Source organism: Janthinobacterium sp. CG_23.4 (assembly GCF_029892305.1).
Taxonomy (GTDB): domain Bacteria; phylum Pseudomonadota; class Gammaproteobacteria; order Burkholderiales; family Burkholderiaceae_D; genus Janthinobacterium; species Janthinobacterium lividum_D.
Map to the genome: position 1 here is coordinate 3,468,437 of NZ_JARXUX010000001.1, position 23,155 is coordinate 3,491,591.

At 61.6% G+C, this 23,155-nt stretch carries 16 protein-coding genes; 2 read left to right on the forward strand and 14 right to left on the reverse strand.

Annotated elements, in window-relative coordinates:
- Window position 1: 1 nt before the first annotated feature.
- The 6 genes from H4V96_RS15570 to H4V96_RS15595 all read right to left on the reverse strand — a co-directional run bounded on the left by H4V96_RS15570 (window position 2) and on the right by H4V96_RS15595 (window position 14,496).
- The gene (locus H4V96_RS15570; RefSeq protein WP_196854838.1) at window positions 2–2,449 is read right to left on the reverse strand and encodes a heavy metal translocating P-type ATPase; all 2,448 of its coding nucleotides are present in this window, start codon (window positions 2,447–2,449) and stop codon (window positions 2–4) included.
- A gap of 104 nt (window positions 2,450–2,553) precedes the next feature.
- Complete coding sequence (locus H4V96_RS15575; protein WP_334685975.1) at window positions 2,554–3,285, reverse strand: FecR family protein; 732 nt, start codon at window positions 3,283–3,285, stop codon at window positions 2,554–2,556.
- 7 nt (window positions 3,286–3,292) lie between these two features.
- Window positions 3,293–8,767, reverse strand: coding sequence for a YDG domain-containing protein (locus H4V96_RS15580; protein ID WP_196854837.1), 5,475 nt, complete (start codon window positions 8,765–8,767; stop codon window positions 3,293–3,295).
- Between the two features lie 16 nt (window positions 8,768–8,783).
- Complete coding sequence (locus tag H4V96_RS15585) at window positions 8,784–10,394, reverse strand: ShlB/FhaC/HecB family hemolysin secretion/activation protein (RefSeq protein WP_196854836.1); 1,611 nt, start codon at window positions 10,392–10,394, stop codon at window positions 8,784–8,786.
- A gap of 209 nt (window positions 10,395–10,603) precedes the next feature.
- The gene (locus H4V96_RS15590; protein WP_280721040.1) at window positions 10,604–12,877 is read right to left on the reverse strand and encodes an adenylate/guanylate cyclase domain-containing protein; all 2,274 of its coding nucleotides are present in this window, start codon (window positions 12,875–12,877) and stop codon (window positions 10,604–10,606) included.
- Window positions 12,874–14,496, reverse strand: coding sequence for an HD family phosphohydrolase (locus H4V96_RS15595; protein WP_196854835.1), 1,623 nt, complete (start codon window positions 14,494–14,496; stop codon window positions 12,874–12,876). Before H4V96_RS15595 ends, H4V96_RS15590 begins: the two co-directional genes overlap by 4 nt.
- A gap of 187 nt (window positions 14,497–14,683) precedes the next feature.
- On the opposite strand from H4V96_RS15595, the gene H4V96_RS15600 reads away from it, so the two are divergent.
- The gene (locus H4V96_RS15600) at window positions 14,684–15,580 is read left to right on the forward strand and encodes an MBL fold metallo-hydrolase (protein ID WP_010400011.1); all 897 of its coding nucleotides are present in this window, start codon (window positions 14,684–14,686) and stop codon (window positions 15,578–15,580) included.
- A 214-nt stretch (window positions 15,581–15,794) separates the two neighbouring features.
- On the opposite strand, the gene H4V96_RS15605 is transcribed toward H4V96_RS15600, so the two are convergent.
- The 7 genes from H4V96_RS15605 to rpsF form a co-directional block, all read right to left on the reverse strand.
- Window positions 15,795–16,805, reverse strand: a complete 1,011-nt coding sequence (locus H4V96_RS15605; RefSeq protein ID WP_010400013.1) for an inorganic phosphate transporter — start codon at window positions 16,803–16,805, stop codon at window positions 15,795–15,797.
- A gap of 42 nt (window positions 16,806–16,847) precedes the next feature.
- Window positions 16,848–17,474 (reverse strand): DUF47 domain-containing protein, encoded by a 627-nt coding sequence (locus tag H4V96_RS15610; protein ID WP_010400015.1) that lies wholly within the window; start codon window positions 17,472–17,474, stop codon window positions 16,848–16,850.
- 92 nt (window positions 17,475–17,566) lie between these two features.
- The gene (locus tag H4V96_RS15615; protein ID WP_010400018.1) at window positions 17,567–18,952 is read right to left on the reverse strand and encodes a replicative DNA helicase; all 1,386 of its coding nucleotides are present in this window, start codon (window positions 18,950–18,952) and stop codon (window positions 17,567–17,569) included.
- Between the two features lie 134 nt (window positions 18,953–19,086).
- On the reverse strand, window positions 19,087–19,542 hold the full coding sequence (gene rplI / locus H4V96_RS15620) for a 50S ribosomal protein L9 (protein ID WP_010400021.1): 456 nt from the start codon (window positions 19,540–19,542) through the stop codon (window positions 19,087–19,089).
- A 27-nt stretch (window positions 19,543–19,569) separates the two neighbouring features.
- The gene (rpsR, locus tag H4V96_RS15625) at window positions 19,570–19,860 is read right to left on the reverse strand and encodes a 30S ribosomal protein S18 (RefSeq protein ID WP_010400024.1); all 291 of its coding nucleotides are present in this window, start codon (window positions 19,858–19,860) and stop codon (window positions 19,570–19,572) included.
- Window positions 19,861–19,875: 15 nt separating this feature from the next.
- The gene (gene priB / locus H4V96_RS15630) at window positions 19,876–20,184 is read right to left on the reverse strand and encodes a primosomal replication protein N (protein WP_029496570.1); all 309 of its coding nucleotides are present in this window, start codon (window positions 20,182–20,184) and stop codon (window positions 19,876–19,878) included.
- A gap of 20 nt (window positions 20,185–20,204) precedes the next feature.
- On the reverse strand, window positions 20,205–20,591 hold the full coding sequence (gene rpsF, locus H4V96_RS15635; protein ID WP_010400028.1) for a 30S ribosomal protein S6: 387 nt from the start codon (window positions 20,589–20,591) through the stop codon (window positions 20,205–20,207).
- Between the two features lie 276 nt (window positions 20,592–20,867).
- Between rpsF and lexA the strand changes: the two genes are divergently transcribed.
- Entirely contained in the window at window positions 20,868–21,515 is a 648-nt protein-coding gene (gene lexA, locus H4V96_RS15640; protein ID WP_196854883.1) for a transcriptional repressor LexA, read from the forward strand.
- A gap of 226 nt (window positions 21,516–21,741) precedes the next feature.
- Here the strand turns inward: lexA and H4V96_RS15645 are convergent, their stop codons facing one another.
- Window positions 21,742–22,983, reverse strand: coding sequence for a cystathionine gamma-synthase family protein (locus tag H4V96_RS15645; RefSeq protein ID WP_070346470.1), 1,242 nt, complete (start codon window positions 22,981–22,983; stop codon window positions 21,742–21,744).
- Between the last annotated feature and the right edge of the window lie 172 nt (window positions 22,984–23,155).

Sequence of the window (23,155 nt, forward strand, 5' to 3'; positions counted from 1 at the left end):
CCTATGACTCCTTGGTGTGCGCACTAACTGACTGACTGCGGGCCTTCCAGCGGCGCAGCAACAGGGCATTGCTGATCACGCTGACGGAACTGAAGGCCATCGCCGCACCTGCCACCATCGGGTTGAGCAAGCCGAAGGCGGCCAGCGGAATGCCGATCATATTGTAGATAAATGCCCAGAACAGATTCTGCCGTATCTTGCCGTAGGTGCGGCGCGAGATATCGATGGCATCTGCCACCAGGGCCGGGTCGCCGCGCATCAGGGTAATGCCGGCCGCGTGCATGGCGACATCCGTCCCCGTCGACATGGCGATGCCCACATCGGCGGCCGCCAGCGCAGGCGCATCGTTGATGCCGTCACCCACCATGGCCACCGTGGCGCCCGCGCCTTTCAGTGCGATGATTTTAGCGGTTTTATCGGCTGGCAGCATTTTTGCCGCCACCGTGTCGATGCCGAGCAGCTTGCCGACGGCGTCGGCGCTGCCCTGATTATCGCCGGTCAGCATCAGCGTGGCGATGTCCAGGCTGTGCAGATGGGCAATGGCCGCCTGCGCATTCGGCTTGACCTGATCGCTGAAGGCGAACAAGCCCAGCAACTGTGTGCCCGAGGCCAGCCAGGAAATCGTGTTGCCCGTGCTTTCCAGCACCTGCGCCTGGCTTGCCAGCGGCGCCAGGTCAACAGATAGCTCCTGCATCAGCCGCGTGCTGCCCAGCTTGAGTTCCAGGCCATCGACTTGCGCCGCCAAACCGCGCCCTGGCAAGGCGCGCAGCGCCGTGGCGGGCAAGGGCTCGATATGGCGCGCGGCCGCTGCATCGAGCACGGCCGTAGCCAGGCTATGCTCGCTGCCACGCTGGATGCTGGCCGCCAGTTGCAACAGTCGTGCTTCCTCGATGCCGAGCGCATGGAGGGCCGCCAGCGCAGGTTTGCCCACCGTCAGCGTCCCCGTCTTGTCGAAGACCACGGTGGTGACGGCGTGCGCCACTTCCAGCGCTTGCGCATCCTTGATCAGGATGCCGTAACGGGCAGCGACGCCCGTGCCGGCCATGATGGCCGTTGGCGTGGCCAGACCCAGCGCGCACGGACAGGCGATGACCAGCACAGCGACGGCATTGATGATGGCGTTCTCCAGCTCACCGTTGGCCAACCACCAGCCGAACATGGTCAGCAGCGCCAGCAGCAGCACCACGGGAACAAAAATCGCGCTGACCTTGTCGACCAGATGCTGGATGGGCGCCTTGGCCGCCTGCGCATCTTCCACCAGGCGAATGATGCGCGACAAGGTGGTCTCGCCGCCCACGGCCTGCGTGCGCACCAGCAACAAGCCATCGGCATTGATGGCGCCACCGGTCACCTTGTCGCCCACATGTTTATCAACCGGCAAGCTTTCGCCCGTGATCAGCGATTCGTTGATCTGACTGGCACCTTCCAGCACCACGCCATCGACGGCCACCCGTTCACCGGGGCGTATCAACACCAGATCGCCCACTTGCACCAGCCCCACGGGCAAGTCGATTTCGACGCCGTCGCGGCGCACGCGGGCCGATTCCGGACGCAGCACTTGCAGCGCGCGGATGGCCGAGGCCGTTTGGCGCTTGGCACGGCTTTCCAGCCATTTTCCCAGCAGCACCAGAGTGACGACGACGGCCGATGCCTCGAAATACAGGTGCGGCAGCATCGCGCCAGGGGTGGACAATTGCATCAGCCACTGATACACGGACAAGCCATACGCGGCGCTCGTGCCCAGCGCCACCAGCAAATCCATATTCCCGCTGCCGGCGCGGGCCGCCTTCCAGCCGGCCCGGTAGAAACGCGCGCCAAAGTAAAACTGCACGGGCGTGGCCAGGGCAAACTGCAACCAGCCGGGCAGCATTAGGTGGATGCCGACCCATGCAAGCAGCATGGGCAGCATGAGGGGGAAGGCCAACACGGCTGCGAACGCCACTTTCATGCCAGCGCGGTTCGGCGCGGCAGCGGGCGCACTGGACTGACTGGCGACAGGCACCTTGGCCGCATAGCCGGCCTTGTCGATGGCGGCGATCAGGGCACCCGCCTCCAGATCGCCCGTTACCTTGACGCGCGCGCTCTCCGTGGCCAGGTTGACGCTGGCGGCCAGTACGCCCGGCACCTTCAGCAAGGCTTTTTCCACCCTGCCCACGCACGAAGCGCACGTCATGTCAGCGATATTGAGGTCGATCTCGCGCTGCGCCAGCGTGTAGCCAGCCTTTTCCACGGCCGCCTGCAAGGCGGCCAGGGCAATCGGCATGCTCGATGTGACCTTCGCCACTTCGGTGGCCAGGTTGACGCTGGCCTGGATCACGCCCGGCACGGCGGCCAGGGCTTTTTCCACGCGGCCCACGCAGGAGGCGCAGCTCATGCCGTCGATAGACAGCGCCTGCGCATGTGCGGCGGCGGAAGGGGCAGTGGTGGGAGCGGGGATACGCTGCTGCATGGCAGATCCTGGACGAAAGATGGACGAAGAGGCCGAGGATCTGCTATCCCATGATGGGAAGGTCAAGCGCTATTCGTCGCGTGCGCAGCTATTTCTCAGAACACTTAGCGCACGATACAGTCGACGGCCGCTGCCTTGCCGCCACCTGCGGCGGTGCCCAAGCCCGATGGCGGCGCCGAAAAGGCTGGCGGCGGCGTGAACTTCATGCCGGGATTAACGGGCAAGATCACGGGCGGCTGCTTGATGCTGGGTGTAAAACCGAACTGGCCAGCGGCGATATCGAGCGTGCCGCCTGGATTGCTTACCACGATTTGTCCGGTGGTCACCGACGTGTACAGCCCTGGCGCAAGGGTCGCTCCTGCCGGCGATCCCGTTTTGGGTAGCGACGAGCCTGGTGCCACATAGCCACCGGCACTGACATACTCGACAGTGAAATACGTGCCACGGATGCCGATGGTGGCGACCGGCGTCTTCATCTCGAAGCGCTCCTTGTTGCGCTTGCCCAGCAGGCCCGTGGCGGAACGCAAGCCGCCCTTGAGCAAACTGAAGATGGCGTGGTCGCCGTCGGGCTGCTCGGCGGCGTAGCTGAATTGTTCGATCACGAAACTGGTATTCGGTTTCAAGGTAATTTCGCTATTGTCGATCAGCTTGATCAAGGCATAGGTGTCCTTTTCCGTCAGCAAGGTATCACCCTGCTCGACCTCGGACTGGATGGCCAGGATTTTCACCTTGCCATCGGCCTTCTTGGCCATGAGCGGACCACTCAATTGCATGACGCTGCCGGCCACCTGCCCGGCCCAGGCGTGCGCACCCAGGTACATCAGGGCTAAGCACAACAGGACTTTAGTTACAGTAGGTTTTTTTAATCGAGTCATTGTATTTATATCCTGTTGATTTACCTGTGTCACCGGCGACATCCTTGCTGTCTTTCGTCTTGTCATCATTTTTGACTGGCGAGATGGAAGCGAGCGGGTCATTGGCACGGTCGGCTTGTTTGATGACGCGCAAGGCATTGTCGATGGCGACGACGACGCTGACATCGATGAGGAACGGGTATATCGTCGCGGCAGGCAGGAAGATCGGGTCCGGCATGGCCACCGTACCTTTCGGCGCCAGCAAACTGACGTCGGCACGCTGGCGGTTGAAACGCACGCCCAGCGTACCGGTGATGCTGCCCGTTTTCGCCAGCACGCTCATGCCGGCCACCGCCGGCACGGTGAGGCTTGCCGTATCCGCAAAGCGCACATTGCCTGCCGCACTGGCGCTGAAATTGCCGCCACCGAGGACCTGGGCATTGCCTTCGAGACCAATATCGCCGCCAGCGACCAGGCTGACATCGCGCGCCGCTGCCAGCTGTGCTCCCTCGCCCAACAGCATGTCCGTGCTGGCATTAAGTGTAATGTCATTGCCTATGAGCTTGCCGTTGACGGTGACGGGGCTATGCGCCGTCAAGGTAATATTGCCGCCATTGGCATTGATATTGCCAGCGGCGATGCCGCCCGTGTTATCGATGGCGATATTGCCCGCGCCAGTGAGCAGCGGCCCCAGGAGCAGCTTGCCCGGCGCCGAGGTATTGTTCAACGCAATGCCTCCCGCTGCGCTATTGCTGGCAGTAAAACTGCCCACCTGATTACCCGTATTGCCCAGTACGATGCCATTTTGCGCCTGCGCCGTCAGGCTGCTGGCGCGCAGCGCACCGTCCTGGCCGATGGCGCCATTCAGGGCGCTCAAGCGTACTTCGTTCGCTGCCAGGCTGGCAAAGCGCAAGTCGCCGCTCGCTTGCGTGATGGCCAGTTGGCCAGCGAGCCCAATAGCGCCAGCCGCCTGGCTGAAGCTATTGGCGACGAGCAAGTTACCGTTACCGCTCAGCACACCGCCGCCTTGCGCGTAACGCTGCGCCGACAGGCTGCCGTTCAGCAGCAAGCTGCCGCCATTGATTTCCAGGCCGGCCAGGCCGTCCAACACCGAGCCGTCGAGCGCGCTTTCACCGAGGCTCAGCTCACCGCCGGTCAACAGCAAACCGGTGGCAGAAGTCAGGCGCTTCAGGAAGGTGCTGCCAGCTGCCGCGCTATAGGTGACGATGCCCTTGCTGCGGGAGAAATCGACGGCCAGCACGTTCGCGCCTTCCGGCACCACGCCGCCGTCCCAGTTGGCGGCATCGCTCCACAAGCCGTTGCCACTGCCGATCCAGGTGGACATCTGTTTTTGCGCAATCGTTGCCTGCGCTGTCGCCCCCGTCGTTTGCAGCGTGTAGTTACCCGCATCGGCGCCGGCCAGGCGGAAACCGCTAGCCGTCACCAGCTTGCCGGTGCCCGCGTTCTTGTCGGCAAAGTTGCCGCTGCCGCCTACAACGTTGACCACATCGCGGCCCAGCACGCCGTTCACCGACGCGCTGACCGTCGCGGAAGTCGTTCCGTCATACACCTTGTCGGTGGCGCTCACGCCTGCCAGGGTCAGGCTGGCCGGTGTAATGCTGGCCAGCAAGCCTGTCGGCAAGACGATAAAGTAATTTCCCGCATCGGCACCCGTCAATGTCGCGCCACTCAGCTGTACAGTCTTGCCCGCCCCCACGTTTTTGTCCGCAAAGCTGGCTACGACCGAGGCCGTCAATCTGTCGCCAGCGAGGCGGTCATCCCCCAGCAGGTTCAACTGCGCACCCGTCGTGCCATCATAAACCTTGTTGCCGGCCGCGCCAGACAGGTTCAGCGCGCGCGCGCCAATATCGGCCGTGGTGCTGCCCGCATAGTCGTAGAGCACATAGTTGCCCGCATCGGCGCCCGTCAGGTGCCCAGTCGCAATCTGGTAGTCGACGTTCTTGCCAGTGCCCACGTTCCTGTCACGGAAGCGGCCCAGCAAACCGGCCATGCTGACCTGGTCGCCAGTCACCATACCTTCAAAATAACCATTCAGGGCAGCATGCAAGCTGCCGTCGTAGACGCGGCTCTGCGCGCCAGTGACGCTATAGTTCAACGCGCGCGGCGTGATGGCAAAGCTTGTCGTGCCGCCCAGGCTGATATCGTACTTGGTCGACCACAGGCCCGTCGCTGCATAGTTGCCCACATTGCGCGCGCTACTGCCGTAGCCAAGGCTGCCATTCACGCCGACATCGCCATCGACTAATGCTGTATAGGCGATCGAACCGAGGAAGGTGGCCAGTTGGCCATCGTAGACCTTGCCAGTGGCGCTGCCCGAAAGAGTCACTTGCAAGGGTTTCAGGAAAGCCTTCAGCATCGGCGACGTGTAGCCGTCATAGATGCGCCAGACGGGCGCGGCGCCGAAGACAAAACCGTCGAAGCTCGATAGGCGCGACATCTGCGCCGCCGTGCGGCCGATGCTGGCACCGCCATCGTGCGCCTGGCCGGAGCTGTCCATATTCCAGTAAGTGCTCGCCAAGGCGCCGCTATTGCTGCCAACCAAGCCGCCCACCGCACTGAAGCCGCCGCCCGCGATAGCGCCGCTGGCATAGGCATTGCTGATGCTGCCCGTGTTCTCGCCAGCCAGGCCACCGATATGCTCGCGCGCGAGTCCGGCATCCGCATTGCCAGCTACTCCGACCGCGCCGGTGGCGTAGACATCAGCCAGCGTGCCCTTGTTGCTGCCCACCAGGCCACCCACATTGCGTGCGCCGCTGACGCCGCCGCTGGCGTACGAGACGGCAATACGGCCCCGGTTGATGCCCGCCAGGCCACCGACGCCATCCTGGCCGGCCACGTTCATGCTGCTTTGCACCTGCTCTATCGTGCCGCCCGCAGCGACCACGCCAGCCACGGCGCCCACATTGTTGTTGCCGCTGACATTGCCACCCAGCAGGTTCAACTGGCGCACCGTGCCTGTCGTACCGTTACCCAGCTTGCCAAACAAGCCGGTGTTCAGGTTACCATTCGGCGCGCTCTCGCCGTGGATCTGCAAGCCGCTGACGGCATAACCGGCGCCGTCCAGCAGCCCGGAAAAACCGCCCGAGTCGCTATGCGCGATGGGACGAAAACCGGCGCCGCCATTCCAGGCACTCGTGCCGCTGGCGTCGATATTGCCAGCCAGGCGATAGCTATTGCCAAGGTCGAGGCTGGCGATGCCTTGCAAGCCATAAATATCGGCGAGCAGATAAGGGGCAGTGACGCCGTCGCCACCGACCGCGCGCAGGAAACTGGCGCCGCTGCCGATGGCAAAGCTTCTGGCGCTGAATGCTGGCAGGGTCGCCGCGTTTTGCACCCAGTTGCCGCCGTCGAGCACAAAGCTGCCACCTACCGTCACGGCGCCAGTGGCCGTGATGGTGGCAGCTGCATTGAAGTGCAGATCACCTGTCCTGGCGAGCGCATCCGATATGCTGATGCCACCCGTATTCGTGCCGTCGCCGATGGTCAGCGAAGACGCTGAGATAGCCGCCAGCTCAATCGCGTTCAAACTCAGGGCCGTACCCGATTTGCTGCCCAGGTCGATGCTGCGCGAACTGCTCAGCGGCTTGATGATGACATTCGCGCCGCCCGCCGTGCCGCCGACATCGATGCCGCCGCCGAGGGTGACATTATCGGCCTGCAGGGTCACCGTCTGGCCGGCGATGCCGCTCCCGCTGAGCTGGTTTGCGCCGCCCGACAGGCTGATGCCGCCCAGCACTTGATTCGCGCGCAAGCTCAGATTGCCATTGCCGACATTGACGGCAGCAGCCCCCGCCACGCCGGCACCGGATAGCGAAATGTTGCCGCCATTGCTGGTAATAGGCGCGTTCAAGTTCACGTTCGCTCCGGGACCGGTCGCAGCACCGCTGCTGGCGTCGTTCGCCGACAGGCTCACATTGCCACCGTTGGTGGTAATGGCAGCGTACACGTTGATCGTTTCACCGGCCGTGGCGCTCAGGCCGATGCCCGGATTGAGCATGTTGACGGCGGCGCTGAAATTGATACGGTGCTGGGCCTGCAAGATGACATTGCTGCTGGCTGCGGACATGGTATCGGCACCGATGCTGGTGCTACTGGCGGGCAGGCCCTCCATGAACTGGTTGACGTCTTCGAGGTTGCCGCCATTGCCCTGCACGATATCGATATCGAATGGATCGAGCAGCCAGTTGCCGCGCTTGCCTCTGCCGGAGCGGGCGCTGGTATCGACGCGGACGCCGTCGACGGCCAGATAATGGCCGGACGTTTCGACCAAGCCGCCGTCGCCGCCCTGTGCACCGCCGCGCGCGGAAAGGCTGCCGTGCACCTGCGCCGAGGCATTACCCCAGGCAATGATCTTGCCGCCGTTGCCGCTGTCGATGGCATCGGCATGCACGCTGGCGTCTTTGCCGACGAGCACCTGGCGCGCATTTTGCACGGCCGCATTCTTGCCCTGGTAATCGCCGCCCAGCAAGACCGTGCCGCCGCCGGTGGCGCCGCTGGCATCGATGCTCGCATTGCCGAGCAAGCCTACCTGCTCGCCCAGCACCGATATCTCGCCACCCTTGCCAGCGGCGCCCGTGGCGCTGGTGGCGCTGCCCGCTTCGAGCAGCGCCTTGCCGCTGGCCTTGAGGACGATCGTGCCATGCTCGCCGAGGACGGCGCTATTGGCGTTGAGCACGCCACGCTGGCTGACCAGCGCGCCGGCCATGCCGATGCTGCCACCGTGGGCGATGATCTGTCCCAGGTTCAGCGCCTGATCGTTTGGTGCCGAAACCAGCACGCGTAATTGCGGATTGCCGGGGTCGGCCAGCTGCACGCTGTGCCCGGCTGCCAGAATCACTTCGCCATTCGGCGCCGTGATGATGCCGGTGTTTTCCACGTTCGGCGCGATCAAGAGTACCTGCCCGCCCTTGCCCGCATTGATCACACCCGCATTGCTGACGCCGCCGGCCACGCTGCCGGCCGTGAACTGGCCCTTGCCAGACAGAAAATCGTCATTCGACATGCCCAGGCTGGACGCTAGCAGAGCGTTGACGTCCACTTTCGCGCCCTGGCCGAAGACGATGCCGTTCGGATTGATCAGGAAAACCTTGCCATTCGATTCGAGCGCGCCCAAAATTTTACTGGGGTCTTGCCCGGTAATGCGGTTGAGCACGGCGCTAGTGCCGTTTTGCTGGATAAAGCGCGTGATTTCGCCCGCGTGGATGGAAAAACTCTGCCAGTTGATGATGGTATTGGGCGTGTTCGTGATCGACAATACATTGCCCTGCTGGCTGAACGTCGCCTGTCCATGGACCAACTGCGGCGAGGCCGGGTTGGCCTGCGCCGCGCCGAAACAGCCAGCCAGCAGCAACGCCAGCGCCGTGCGGCGCAAGGGCGGCGCAAACGGTGACGAAAATGATGGCGTCAAGATGGACGCGGAGGCGTGCTGGACATGATTGTGCATGGTGTTCATCCTGATGCTAGTAGGCCAGGGCGAGACGGAAATGCAGGCGCTTGGCGCCCCGCTGTCCCGTGTCGCCGGCATTGACGACCTGGGCGTAATCGAGTTGTAGATTGGCGTAGCGGCTCAGCAGCAAGCGCAGGCCGAGGCCGCCGCTGCTGATGCCTTGCGACGCGCTTTCACCTGGCAGCGCGTGGTTGCGGCGCAGCCAGGCCGTGTCATAGAAAGCCAGCGCGCGGCACTGGTAAGCGAGCACCTGGCCACACCAGTTCGGCGTGTACAGTTCCAGGTTCAGGTTGACGCCCGAATCATTGGCCACCGCGCGCTCGGCAAAGCCGCGCACGGACCCGGCACCACCGGCGCCGAACTGCTCGCCCGGCACCAGTGCGTCCGGCGTCACTTGCGCGTTGGCCAGCGCGCGCCATTGCCAGTCGTCGGCCAGTACGCGCCCCGTGCTGGCGCTCAGGCGCACGGTGTTGTAGGCCGCCTTGGCATGCGCGCGCACGCGCTCGAAATCGGCTTGCGCACCATGTTTTCCACCAGCAATATTATGCGCGAACGTGAGCGCCACGCTGGCCTCTCCCGCCGGCAAGGTCCAGTTGCCGATGTAGCTGATGCTCAGCGGGTGCACGCTGACGTCAGCGCCCAGCTGCATGCCGAGCAGCTGCACGCTGTTGCGGTAAGCCTTGTAGTCGATGCCATACACGAGCTTGGGTTCGAAATCGTCGCTGCGGGCAAAGTTCTGGTTGTAGCGGATGCCGGCCGTGCTGCCTTGGCCGTTGACGGCCAGGTCAAAGATGCCGGCCGAGACGCGGCCCGAATCGACGTTCGAGTAACTGGCAAAAAAGTCCATCGAGTCACCCAGCGCATACAGCGGCACATGGTAGCCGGCACCATACACGCCCACCTTGTCCGGTTTTTCCAGGCTACTCGTGTATTGCAAGCTGGCGACATGATCGAGGCCAAACAGGTTGGCATGCTGCAGCACCACGCCCACATGCGTCTTGCCCGTCTGCGCACTGCCCGTGTTGTCCACGTTGAGCATGGCTTTCCAGGGCTTTTCATCGGCCACCGTGACGATGGCGTCAATCGCGCCCGCCGACTCGTCAGCCTGCAAGCGCACTTCGATCTTGCGCGCCGGGTTTTCATTGGCCAGCTTCAGGCTTTGCGACAAGGCCGGCAAGTTCGGCGTCTCGCCTGCACGCAGAAGCGGCAAGGCGCGCCGCACGTTGGCCTCGTCGACGTAGGCATTGCCGCTGATGGCAATCTTGCCCAGCGGCGTATGCAGCACGTTCAGGCGCACCACGCCACGTTGCAGCTCCTGCTCGGGCAGTTGCACCTGCACGGCGCTGTAGCCACGCTCGCGGTACGCCATTTCCAGCGCCTCGACGGCGCGGGCAATATGCGAAAAATCGCGCTGCGCTCCCACATACGGCGCCAGCAGGGCTTGCACCTGAGCCTGCGTGAGCAGCGTCTTGCCCTGCACGTCGAAGCGGCGGATCTCGAAGCGCGGCACGCCATCGTCTTGCACGACAGGAGCGCCGTCATCCATGGAAACAGCGGCGCCGACGGCGCCGACGGCGAACAGCAGCGCGGAACCCGCAAGCAGGTGCAGCAAACGATATGTCATGTGAAGGATTTCTAGTGTAACCGGACAAGCACGCGACCTGCAGGCGCCAGCGTGTCCGGCAATGGATTGAAGGCAAATTTTAGACGGCTTTTAGTTTCCAGTCAGAAATTTCTAACATTTCTCCCTGATTTCTTTCGCAGCGCAGCAAACAGTGCCCAATAATGCTGAAAAATGGCGCCATTGCCTGCTTTTTCGCCCCGCTGGCAGGCCTACTTGCTATGCAAGACGGTCACGCCATCCCAATCGGCTGGCGGCGGCATGCAGCGATAGCGCGCCAGGCGTGCCGTGTACAGCAGATACAGGCCATCGTCGGGAAAGTCCGTCTGCAACTGTGCCAGCAAGACGCCCGCTGCGCCCCAGTCGCGCGCACGCAGCCGTGCCAGCACCGCGTGCCAGCGCTCCAGCTGCGCCAGCTCTGCCGCGTCGGCATCGGCCAGCAGGCAACGCGGCTCGAAGATGGCCACCGCTTCCTGCTTGCCCAGCACGCGGATGCAATCGAGTTCGCGGTATATAAAGTGCGGTGCGGCGGCGCGCGTGGCGTCGCCCACGACGATGCCCACGCCATACAACTTGCTGGCGCCTTCCAGGCGCGCGGCCAGGTTGACGCTGTCGCCCATCACGGTGTAGGCGCGGCGGATGCGAGAGCCCATGTCGCCCACATGCATGGGCCCCGTGTTGAGGCCGATGCCGATGCGCAGCGCCGGCCAGCCGCGCGCGGCAAATTCGCCATTGAGGCGCGCCGCGCTGCACTGCATCAGCAGGGCGCTGGCCACGGCCCGGCTGGCATGGTCGGCAAAAGCGACGGGCGCGCCCCAGAACGCCATGACGGCGTCGCCGATGTATTTGTCCAGCGTGCCGCCATGGCTATCGCGGATATCTTCCGACATCGCTGTCAGGTACAGATTGATGTATTCGCGTAGCACCGCCGGCGCCAGTTGCTCGGAAATGGCCGTAAAACCGCGCACGTCGGCGAACAGCACCGTCAATTCGCGGTTCTCGCCCTCCATGGTGTAACGCTGCGGATCGTCGACCATCTCTGCCACCAGCTCGGGCGCCACATATTCACCGAAGCGCGCCACCAGCGCGCGTCCCTTGCGCACCTCGAAAAAGTAGCCCCAGGCCAGGTTGGCGATGAACAGCGCAACGATCAGCATCAGCAGCACGGCGCCGCCCAGCACCAGGTCATGCACGCCATACAGGTACAGGTTGATGGCGATGGCGGCCGCCAGCCCCGCCACAGTGGCCAGCATCACGCCGGCCGGCGGCAGCACGGCCAGGGCAGCGGCCAGCAGCAAGCCAAACAAACCAATCTGCAGCAATTCGAACGCCGGTGCGTAATCGGGCCGGGACTTGAAGCGCCCATCGAGCATGGACTTGATCAGGTTGGCGTGCACCTCCACTCCCGGATACTCGGCATTCACGGGCGTGGCGCGGATATCGTTCAAGCCAGGCGCCGTGGTCCCCACCAGCACGATGGCGCCCTTCAGCAGCGCGGGCGGCACCGTCCCGGCCAGCACGTCGGAGGCCGACACATAGCGGAAGGCACCGCCATCGGGGCCACCCCTGCCCCGGTACTGTACCGTGGTGGTCAGGGCTTCGCCCACCGGTATCGCCATCGCGCCGCGCGGCGTAAACAGCATGATATGTTCGAGTCCGCCGCTGGTCAATTCGCGCGCCGACAGGGTATCTGCCGTGCCCGTAAAGCGGGGGGCGATGGCGCGCGCCTGCAGGTAGACGGCCACGGTGGCCAGCGATAGCGAAGGATAATAGCCGTCGCCGATGCGCGTCAGCAGGGTCGAGGAACGCACCACGCCGTCAGTATCGGTCAGCGCCGTGAAGATGCCGGCGCCTTGCGCGGCCGCCTGCAGCGGTGCGATATTGGCTTCGTAGCCGCGCGCCACATAGGCCGTGACGCTGCGCCCATTCAAATCGGCCACGCTGAAAGCGGGTGCCGGCAGCACGCCCTTGGTTTGCCGTTCCGAGACGCCGTAGCCCAGCACCACGGGCTGGCCGCGCATGGCACTGGCAAACAGGCCGTCGTAATCCATGGCAGGGCGCAGTTTTTCCAGCTGCGCCGGCAAACCGGCCACGCCGGCCAGTGCGCCGCGCGCCAGACCTTGCAGCACGGCGTAGCCTGAACTGGTATCGGTTTCGGGAAACGAGATGTCAAACGCCAGCACAGACACAGCGTAATGCGCGGTGAGCTGGCGCACCAGGCGCGCCTGAATATCGCGACTCCAGGGAAAGCGACCGACGCGGGTCAGGCTTTGCTCGTCGATGTCGACGATGACGATGCGGCGCTCCAGCTGCGGCGTCTCGGCACGCATGCGCCAGTCGCCCAGCATGGCGTCAAGCCGGGCGATATTGTCGTTACCCGCCAGGCACAGCAGAGCGGCGGCAAGGCTCAGGAAGAGCCCCAGCAAAAAGCGCGCGCCATGCTTGCGCAAGGCTTGTAGCAGCACGCTGTGCCAGGCCCGCGTCACGGTGTATAGCCGGGAATGGCGACCTCGTCGACGGCATCGATCTGGCTCGGATGCAGGTGCTTTTCAGCGAAGCTCAGGTACACCTTGCTGCGGATGAAAACGTCGAACAGGTCCGGATCGATATGCCCGTTCAGGCTGAAATTACCGAGGATGCGCAAGGATTCGGAGAGTGGCTTGCCCTTTTTATATGGCCGGTCGCGCGCTGTCAAAGCCTCGAAAATGTCGGCAATCGCCATCAGGCGCGCCGGTACCGACATCTGCTCCTTGGTCAGTCCGCGCGGATAGCCCTTGCCATCCATGCGCTCGTGGTGGGCACCGGCATATTCGGGTACCTTCTGCAGGTGCTTGGGCCACGGCAGCGCTTCGAGCATGCGGATCGAGACGCTGATATGGTTGTTGACGATGGCCCGCTCGGCCGCCGTCAGGGTGCCGGCCCGGATGGTCAGGTTTTCCGTTTCGTCGGCGTCGAGGAAATCGCGCAGTTCGCCGTCGGCCGCACGCCAGCGGCGCCTGGCGATCCGCCGCACTCTTTCCTGGTCGGCTGGCGCCATGCTTTCGCCGCCGATATTGGCCTTGCGGATGAAGTCGCGCTCTTCGCGCAGGCTCGCCTGTTCCAGCGCCAGCGCACGGGTGATGGCCTCGGTCTGCTGCGGCTGCGCCGCCTGCTGGCGCAACGCGGCAATCTCGGCATCGCGCAGCAGCACTTCGTAGCGCGTGTCGATCAGCGCGATGCGGTCAAAAATGGTTTCCAGCTTGGTGGCCTTGTCGACCACGTGCACGGGCGTGGTAATCTTGCCGCAATCGTGCAGCAGGCCGGCCAGCCACAACTGCTTGCGCTCGTTGTCACTGAGCCGGAAATCGGCCAGCGGTCCGTTCTCGGTCGCGTGCACGGCGTCGGCCAGCAGCATCGTCAACTCGGGCACGAATTGGCAATGTCGCCCCGTGTAGGGCGACTTTTCATCGATGCCGATATTGATCAGGGTAACGAGCGATTCCAGCAGCTCTTCCAGCTGCGAAATGAGCAATTGATTCGTCAGCGCCACGCCCGCCTGCGCAGCCAGGGCCTCGATGAAACGCTGGTCGGTGGAAGAAAAAGCGCGCACCTGGCCAGTTCCCCCATCCTTGGCATTGACCAGTTGCAGCACGCCGATCAAATCACCCTCATGGTCACTCATGGGGACCGTCAGAATCGATTGCGTGTGGTAGCCATGGTGACGGTCAAAGTCGCGCATGCCGGAAAAATTGAAGCACTCGTCGCGGTACACATCGGCGATATTCACACTGCGGCGCATGTTCGCGGCATACGCGGCCACCGACGTCAGGTTGGGCTGGCCCGCGCCATCGAACAGGGGCACGCCCGGCAATCCCATGTCGGCCCCCTGCGCGATGCCCAGGCTATCGTTGACGCTAATGTCGAAAGCCAGTTGGCGGCAGTCTGGCATGGGCCGGTACAGAGTGGCGCCATCGGCACCACTCATGCTTTTTGCCAGCATGACGATGCGCTGCAACAGCGCGCCGATATCGTGTCCCGCGCCGCCCAGGCCGTGGCCGAGCGCGACACTGAGTTCGGTCAATTGCTCCAGTCTGTGGGCGATTTTCTCAGGGTGCAACTGCGGCATGTTGATAGCAATCAGGTAAGGAAAAGTAAGTCGGCAAGCACCAGTGTAACGGCCACCCACCGCACTGTACATTACTTAGTTGCAACAAAACGAAATAACTTTCCATATGGCAACATGCACAAATGTTGCTGCCAACGTCATCAATTAGAATAGAATCAACAACAATTACACCGTAACAAGGTACTGAATGAAATTCACGTTCAGGGGCGTGCGCGGCTCCATCCCCTCCCCCGGCCCGCGCACGGCGCGCTATGGCGGCAACACCACATGCATCGAAGTACGCACCGACAACGACAGCCTGATCATTCTCGATGCCGGCAGCGGCATCTTCTCGCTGGCGCAGCAACTGCCGGCCGGCCTGCCGGTCGACGCGCACGTCTTCATCACGCACAGCCACTGGGACCACATCCACGGCCTGCCCATGTTTAGCCCCCTGTTCGTCGCTGGCAACCGCATGCGCCTGCATGGCGCCTACGATGCCGTCGCCGGCAGGGGCATCGAGCACGTGATGGCAGTACAGTTGCAAGACAGCTATTTCCCTGTCAGCGAAGCGGCCATGGCGGCCAGCATCGAGTACCGCACCCTGGCACCGGGCGAAAACGTCGAGGTGGGAGGTGCATGCGTGCGCGGCGCGGAAATGAACCATCCGGTGGTCAACCTGGGCTACCGCATCGACTGCGGCGGCGCTTCGCTGTTTTTCAGCGGCGACCATGAACCGTTCTACAACCTGCATCCGCCCGGCCATGCCGAGCATGCCGCCTGCGCGCAGCGCAATGTGCAGCGCCAGGCAGGCATCGACGCGGCGGTCGCCGGCGTCGATGCGCTGATCATGGACTGCTCATACACGCGCGAGGAGTACACGGGCAAGCAAGGCTGGGGCCACGGCACCTTCGACGCCGCCTTCGAGCTGGCTCTGCGCTGCGGCGCGCGGCGCCTGTACTGCACCCACCATGAGCCGACCCGCAGCGATGAGCAACTCGAAGCCGTATTTGCCGACGTGATGGGCCGCTATGTGCACCGTCTCGATGGCTTGCAAGTGTTCCTCGCCTGCGAAGGACTCACGGTGGAACTGGCCGGGGTATAAAAAGGGAGCCGCAAGGCTCTAATGGCGTTCAGTTAGTGTGTTAGTGAAGCTATTTTTAGCCCAAGAACCAGGACAGGGGTCGGACCCTGAGGGTCCGACCCCTGCTCTTTGCCTCTGGGGTTAGCGAATTTACTGGCGCTCATAAATCACGCCAAAATCCTTAACTGAACGGCATTAGCCGCAAGGCTCCCTTTTTACTGGCGATGGCTATCCATTACATGATGTGGTGGCCTATCCACCATGCAACCGCCGCCACGAAAGCGGAGGCAGGAATCGTGAATATCCAGGCCCAGACGATGTTGCCCGCGACACCCCAGCGCACAGCCGACATTTTTTGTGCCGAGCCGACGCCGACGATGGCGCCCGTAATGGTGTGCGTGGTCGACACGGGAATACCCAGCGCCGTCGAAACGAACAGGGTGATCGCGCCGCCCGTTTCAGCGCAGAAGCCGCCGACGGGTTTGAGCTTGGTGATCTTCTGGCCCATGGTCTTGACGATGCGCCAGCCGCCGAACAGCGTACCGAAACTGATGGCCGTGTAGCACGAGATGATGACCCACAGCGGCGGCATCTGGTCGTTCACGCTCGAGTAGCCGGCGGCGATCAGCAGCATCCAGATGATGCCGATGGTCTTTTGCGCATCATTGCCGCCGTGGCCCAGGCTGTAGGCCGCCGCTGATGCCAGTTGCAGACGGCGGAACCACTTGTCGACCTTGCGCGGCGTCGATCGCACGAATATCCAGGATACCAGCAGCATCATGATCGAGCCGAACACAAAGCCCAGCACCGGTGCGATCACGATGAAGGCCACTGTTTTCCACAGGCCGGCCGCGACCAGCGCGCCCGTACCCGACTTGGCGACGGCGGCGCCCACCAGGCCGCCGATCAGCGCGTGCGAGGAAGACGATGGAATACCGTAATACCAGGTAAACAAATTCCAGAAGATGGCGCCCATCAGCGCGCCAAAGACCACGTACTGGTCAATCACTGTCGGGTCAATGGTGCCTTTGCCCACCGTGGCAGCGACGGTCAGTTGGTGGAACACGAAGATGGCGACGAAGTTGAACGTGGCGGCCATGGCAACGGCGGTCTGCGGTTTCAATACGCCCGTCGAGACCACCGTGGCGATCGCGTTGGCGGCATCGTGGAAGCCGTTCATGAAGTCAAACAGCAGCGCGAGGGCGATCAACAGGCCTAGCACGTAGATGCTGATTTGTATGGTCATTGTAATTTCTTTTCTGATTCTGGTTCAGGACATGCCCAACGCTTACGCGTTTTCGACGATGATGCCTTCGATAATATTGGACACATCTTCGCAACGGTCGGTCACGGTTTCCAGAATTTCGTAGATCGCTTTCAGCTTGATCAAGTTGCGCACGTCCGGCTCGTCGCGGAACAACTTGGACATGGCAGCGCGCATCACGTGGTCGGCGTCCGATTCCAGACGGTCGATCTCTTCGCAGATGGCGACGATCTTGCGCGAGTTGTCCATGTTGTGCAGCATGGCGACGGCATCGCGCACTTTTTCGGTACAGGCCAAGACCAGTTCGGCCAGGCGCTTGGCTTCCGGCGTGACAGCTTTCAAGTCGTACAGCGAGACGGTTTGCGCCGCGTCTTCCAGCAGGTCGAGGATGTCGTCCTGGCGCGTGATCAGTTGATGGATGTCGTCACGGTCGATCGGCGTGATGAAGGTTTTGTGCAGCATTTCCACGGTGGCGTAAGTGACTTTGTCGGCCTGTTTCTCGATGCTTTCGATCGCATGCACGCGGTTTTCCAGGTCGTCGAAATTGGTCATCAGGCCGAGCATTTCTTTGGCGCCCTTGACGCACAGTTCCGCGTGCTGGTTAAACAATTCAAAAAACTTGCCCTCAGTGGGCATCAAGCGTCCAAACATGTGATTCTCCGTTAAGCATTAAATCGTGATATTTACTACAGAAAGCCGCCCCGCAAGAGGGGGCAGCGATGGGGTGCCAGTGCTGCGGGGTCTTAGTCGCCTTGGTAAAGCGCCAGGCCACCGCTGTAATTGCCAAATTTGGTGTACTGCCCCATGAAGGTGAGACGAATGCTGCCGATTGGACCGTTACGTTGTTTACCGATGATGATTTCGGCCGTACCCTTGTCTGGCGAGTCGGGGTTATACACCTCGTCACGGTAAATGAACAGGATTACGTCGGCGTCCTGCTCAATAGCGCCCGATTCGCGCAAGTCCGACATCACAGGACGCTTGTTCGGGCGTTGCTCCAGCGAGCGGTTCAACTGCGACAGGGCAATCACCGGGCAACCGAGTTCTTTCGCCAGGCCTTTCAAGCCGCGTGAAATCTCGGAAATCTCCGAGGCGCGGTTATCGCCCGGCGTATTGGCCGACATCAGCTGCAAGTAATCGACGATGATCAAACCGAGCTTGCCGCATTGACGCGACAAACGGCGCGAACGGGCGCGCAGTTCGATGGAATTCAAGGCCGGCGTTTCATCGATGTACAACTGGGCGTCGTTCATCTTTTGAATCGCATTCGTCAGGCGCGGCCAGTCTTCGTCATTCAGGCGGCCCGTGCGCAGACGATGCTGGTCCAGCTGCCCGACGGAGCCTAGCATACGCATGGCAAGCTGGGCGCCGCCCATCTCCATCGAGAACACGGCCACGGGCAAGCCGCTGTCAATGGCAACGTTTTCGCCGATATTGACGGAAAACGCCGTTTTACCCATCGATGGACGGCCCGCCACGATGACCAGGTCGCCCGGCTGCAGACCTGAGGTCATGCGGTCGAGGTCGATGAAACCGGTGGGCACGCCCGTGATTTCACTCTGGTTGTCGCGGCTATAGAGCTCGTCAATGCGCTCGACCACCTGCGTCAGCAGGGGCTGGATAGCGGTCCAGCCCTGGGCGCCGCGCGCGCCCTCTTCGGCGATGGCGAAAATCTTCGACTCGGCCTCGTCGAGCATCTGCTTGACTTCCTTGCCTTGCGGGCTGAAGGCCGTGCCGGAAATATCGTCGGCGACGGTGATAAGTTTGCGCAGCACGCCGCGGTCGCGCACAATCTCGGCGTAACGCCGGATGTTCGCGGCCGATGGCGTATTTTGCGCCATGGCGTTCAGATACGCGAGTCCGCCCACATCATCGGCCTTGCCGAGCTGGGTCAGGGTTTCAAAAACAGTAATGACATCGGCTGGCTTGGAAGCGTTAATCATCTTGACGATTTGCTCGAAGATGATGCGATGGTCATAGCGATAGAAATCCTCCGCATGCATGAAGTCGGCGATGCGGTCATACGCTGCATTATCGCGCAGCAGACCACCGATAACGGATTGTTCTGCTTCGATCGAATGCGGCGGAATACGGAGGGAATCCAGTTGCGGATCAGAGGGGACGTTCATGGCGCGAATTATACCCGCTTCGGCGTGCTGGCAAAAATAAAGGGCTGAAATTGAGCGAAAAAAAGGCCATAAAAAAGCCGGGCGAACCCGGCTTTTCATAGAGCGTCACGCTTGCGGGCCAGGCCCGCAAACGATTACGCGTTCGCGTCTGGAACGACAGCGATAACGACTTCGACGACGACGTCGGTGTGCAGAGCAACCGAAACGTTGTGCTCGCCAACGGTCTTCAGCGGGCCGGTAGGCATGCGGATTTGTGCTTTTTCAACAGCAAAACCTTGCTTGGTCAGCGCTTCAGCGATGTCGAAGTTGGTGACGGAACCGAACAGACGGCCATCGACGCCAGCTTTTTGAGCAACTTGAACGGTCAGGCCGCTCAGTTTTTCGCCCTGGGCTTGCGATGCGGCCAACTTGGCGGCAGCAGCTTTTTCCAGTTCGGCGCGCTTGACTTCGAATTCAGCCACAGCGGTTGCCGTAGCACGACGTGCCAGGCGTTGCGGGATCAGGAAGTTACGTGCGTAACCGTCTTTGACTTTGACGACTTCGCCGAGGTTACCGACGTTAACAACTTTTTCTAACAGAATGATTTGCATAGTTCTTCTCCAGGAATATCTGACCGATTAAGCGTGGTGCAGATCGGTGTATGGCAGCAGCGCGAGGAAGCGAGCGCGCTTGATTGCGGTGTCAACTTGGCGCTGGTAGTGCGCTTTGGTACCGGTCAGGCGTGCTGGCATGATCTTGCCGTTTTCTTGGACGAAGTCTTTCAGCGTGTCGACGTCTTTGTAGTCGACTTGCTCAACGTGAGCTGCGGTGAAGCGGCAGAACTTCTTGCGTTTGAACAACGGATTTTGCTGTTTGCGTTTTTCTTTAAGCTTGAGCTTATTTTTGTCGAACTTTTTACCGAATGCCATGTCAGGCTCCTGTATCTAAAATGCGCTAGTCGGGGTGACTGCACTAAAATCAATGATGTGAAACACCAAACTCTTGCTGTTGCGGCTTTTTCTGGCCAGGAAACCCGTGAACTGATACACCCCGCCCAAGCTTGCCTGACTGAACCGGCCTGAGATTTCACCAGCGGCTAGCGCGGCAATATCAAACTCGGTCAAACGGGCAATTCCTGCTTCCATCTGCTGCGAAGAGTGTTGCAATACTGCATTCACAATCGGCAACCCTGCCGGGGTATAGCGCAATATTTCGCGCTCGGCAATGATGGCAGTGACTTGTAGCTGGTTCAGCGCACGATCCTGGTCAACAATTAGGCTGCTGCGGCTGGAGCGGCTGCTGGTGCTTCGGTGCGGTGGCTTTTGGCCGCGTCTTCGCGTTGTACCGATTTCATCATCGGCGAAGGAGCTGTTTCAGCTTTCTTCATTTTAACGGTCAGGTGACGCAACACGGCATCATTGAATTTGAATGCTGTTTCCAACTCGACCAGGGTCTCGTTGTCGCATTCGATGTTCAGGCAGATGTAGTGTGCTTTAGGCAGCTTTTGGATCGAGTAAGCCATTTGACGGCGGCCCCAATCTTCCACGCGGTGAACCGAACCGCCGCGGGTGGTTACGCTGGCTTTGTAGCGTTCGATCATCGCGGGCACTTGCTCGCTTTGGTCCGGATGGACGATAAAGACTATTTCATAATGACGCATGCAAACTCCTTCAGGTCGGATTGATAATCGCCCACCCCGGCGTCAAGACGGGTGTGGGAAGGTCAGCCGGAGATTATAACCGCCTTTTGCAAACGTTTCAATGATTGCTTCAACAAGCGGCCCATTCACGCGGCCAGCCAGCGGCTTTTTACCGTGCATTCCAGTATTTCACACGAAATTGGCGCAAATAAGGGAAATCCCCTTGCATAGTGGACGATACTGTACAAAAATACAGACTGTTCATATAGACAGCATTTTAGTATGCACCCACCGCTCATGATCAAGCTGACTGCACGACAAGAACAAATCCTGAACCTGATCAAGGATGCGATTGAAAATACGGGCTTCCCTCCTACCCGTGCCGAAATCGCCAATGAATTGGGTTTCAAATCGGCCAATGCGGCCGAAGAGCATTTGCAAGCCCTGGCCCGCAAGGGCGCGATCGAGATTTCGCCAGGCACCTCGCGCGGCATCCGCCTGATCGGTGCAGCGGCGAGTGCTGTCGCCGAGGCGCTGTCCTCGAAAGTGCAGGCAGCGCTACTGATGTCGCTGCCCCTGATCGGCCGCGTGGCGGCCGGCTCGCCCATCCTGGCGCAGGAAAACCTGGAAGCGAGCTACAACGTCGACCCGGCCCTGTTTTCAGCCAAGCCCGACTTTCTGCTGAAGGTGCGCGGCTGGTCCATGCGCGACGCCGGCATCATGGATGGCGATCTGCTGGCAGTGAAAAAAGTCGATAGCGCCAAGAACGGCCAGATCGTCGTCGCCCGCATCGGCGATGAAGTCACCGTCAAACGCTACAAGAAGACGGGCTCCGTCATCGAACTGCTGCCGGAAAATCCCGACTTCAAGGTCATCACTGTATCGCCGGAAGATGAGTTTGCGCTGGAAGGTTTGGCGGTAGGCTTGATGCGCAGCTGGCATTAAGCCACCGCATGTAAAAGTGCATGCCGGGGTCAGACCCGCCGGGTCTGACCCCAGTTTTTAGCTTGCGGCCCCTCTCATGCCGGACACGCAAGTTTCAATGTCCGACAAAACCGTGGCGAGCGGAAGGGGGAGGTGGCCAAGAAGCAGAACCGTACTCAGTACGGGGCGCCGAGCCGGTGAGCATCACAAGCCGCCTATACCGACCCGCAGCAGGTTTGGTTGGGCATCATTGCTCCAACGCGCTACGGAAATCCTCGAGCAAATCGGCCTCGTCCTCGATGCCCACCGACACGCGGATCAGCGACTCGGCAATGCCCATGCTGGCGCGACGCTCGGCCCCCATCTCGTAAAAGATCGTATGGGCGACGGGAATGACCAGGGTGCGCGTGTCGCCCAGGTTGCTCGCTGGAATGGCCAGATTCAAACGATTGAGGAAATCGAAACAATCGATCCCGTCCTTCAATTCAAAACTAAACAGGGAACCATAGCTGCGGAATAGCTGCGTCGCCAGCGCGTGCTGCGGATGCGACGGCAAGCCTGGGTAATGCACTGCCGCCACGCGCGGATCGGCTTGCAACATGCCGGCCAGCGCGCGGGCGTTCGAGCAGGTGCGCTCCATGCGCAAGGCCATGGTTTCCGCGCCGACGGCAAGATGGTGCGCCGCTTCCGGTCCCAGCGATGCGCCGAAGTCGCGCAAGGCCTTGGCGCGGATTTGCGCAATGCCCCACTGCACCGGCGCCGCCTTTTTATAGTTCTCGAAGATGTTCGGATACTGCGTCCAGTCGAACACGCCCGTGTCCGTCAAGCTACCGCCCAGCGCATTGCCGTGGCCGCCAATGGATTTCGTGAGCGCATTGACCACCAGACCGGCACCCACCGCTTTCGGGCGGAACAGGTAGGGCGTCGTCATGGTGTTGTCGACGATGTACAAAATGCCACGCTCCTTGCACAGGGCGCCGATTTTCGCCAGGTCGGCAATCTGCGTGCGCGGATTGGCGATGGTTTCCACAAACACGATGCGCGTCGCCGGCGTGATGGCGGCCACCACGTTGGCCACATCGGTGGCGTCGACGAAGGACACGGCAATGCCCTGCCCCGTCGCCGTTTGCCACAGGCTGTTGCTGTTACCAAACAAGAAAGCCGATGAGACGACATGGTCGCCTGCGCGCAGCAAAGACTGCACCACGGCGCCGATGGCGCCCATGCCGGTGGCGAAGCACAGGGTCGCCACGCCGTCTTCCATCTTGTTGACCTTCTCTTCCAGCGCAGAAACCGTCGGGTTGCCCTGGCGACCGTAGCGGAAGCCCGGTTCCTTGCCCTGGAATACGGCAGCGAGCTGGCGCGCGTCGCCGTAGCCAAACGCCACGGAGGTGTGTATCGGCTTGTGCAGCGAGCCATGCTCGATGCCCTTGCGGCGGTCGCTATGCAAGATGGTGGTGGTAAAGCCGTAGTTTTTTTTGGTGGTCATGGTGGATGCTGGAAACTATTAACCCTAAACAAAAGCTGGGGTCAGACCCTAATGCCGTTCAGTTAAGAGTTTTGGCCTGATTTATGAGCGCCAGTAAATTCGCTAAACCCAGAGGCAAAGAGCTGGGGTCGGACCCTCAGGGTCCGACCCCAGTCCTTGTTCTTGGGCTAAA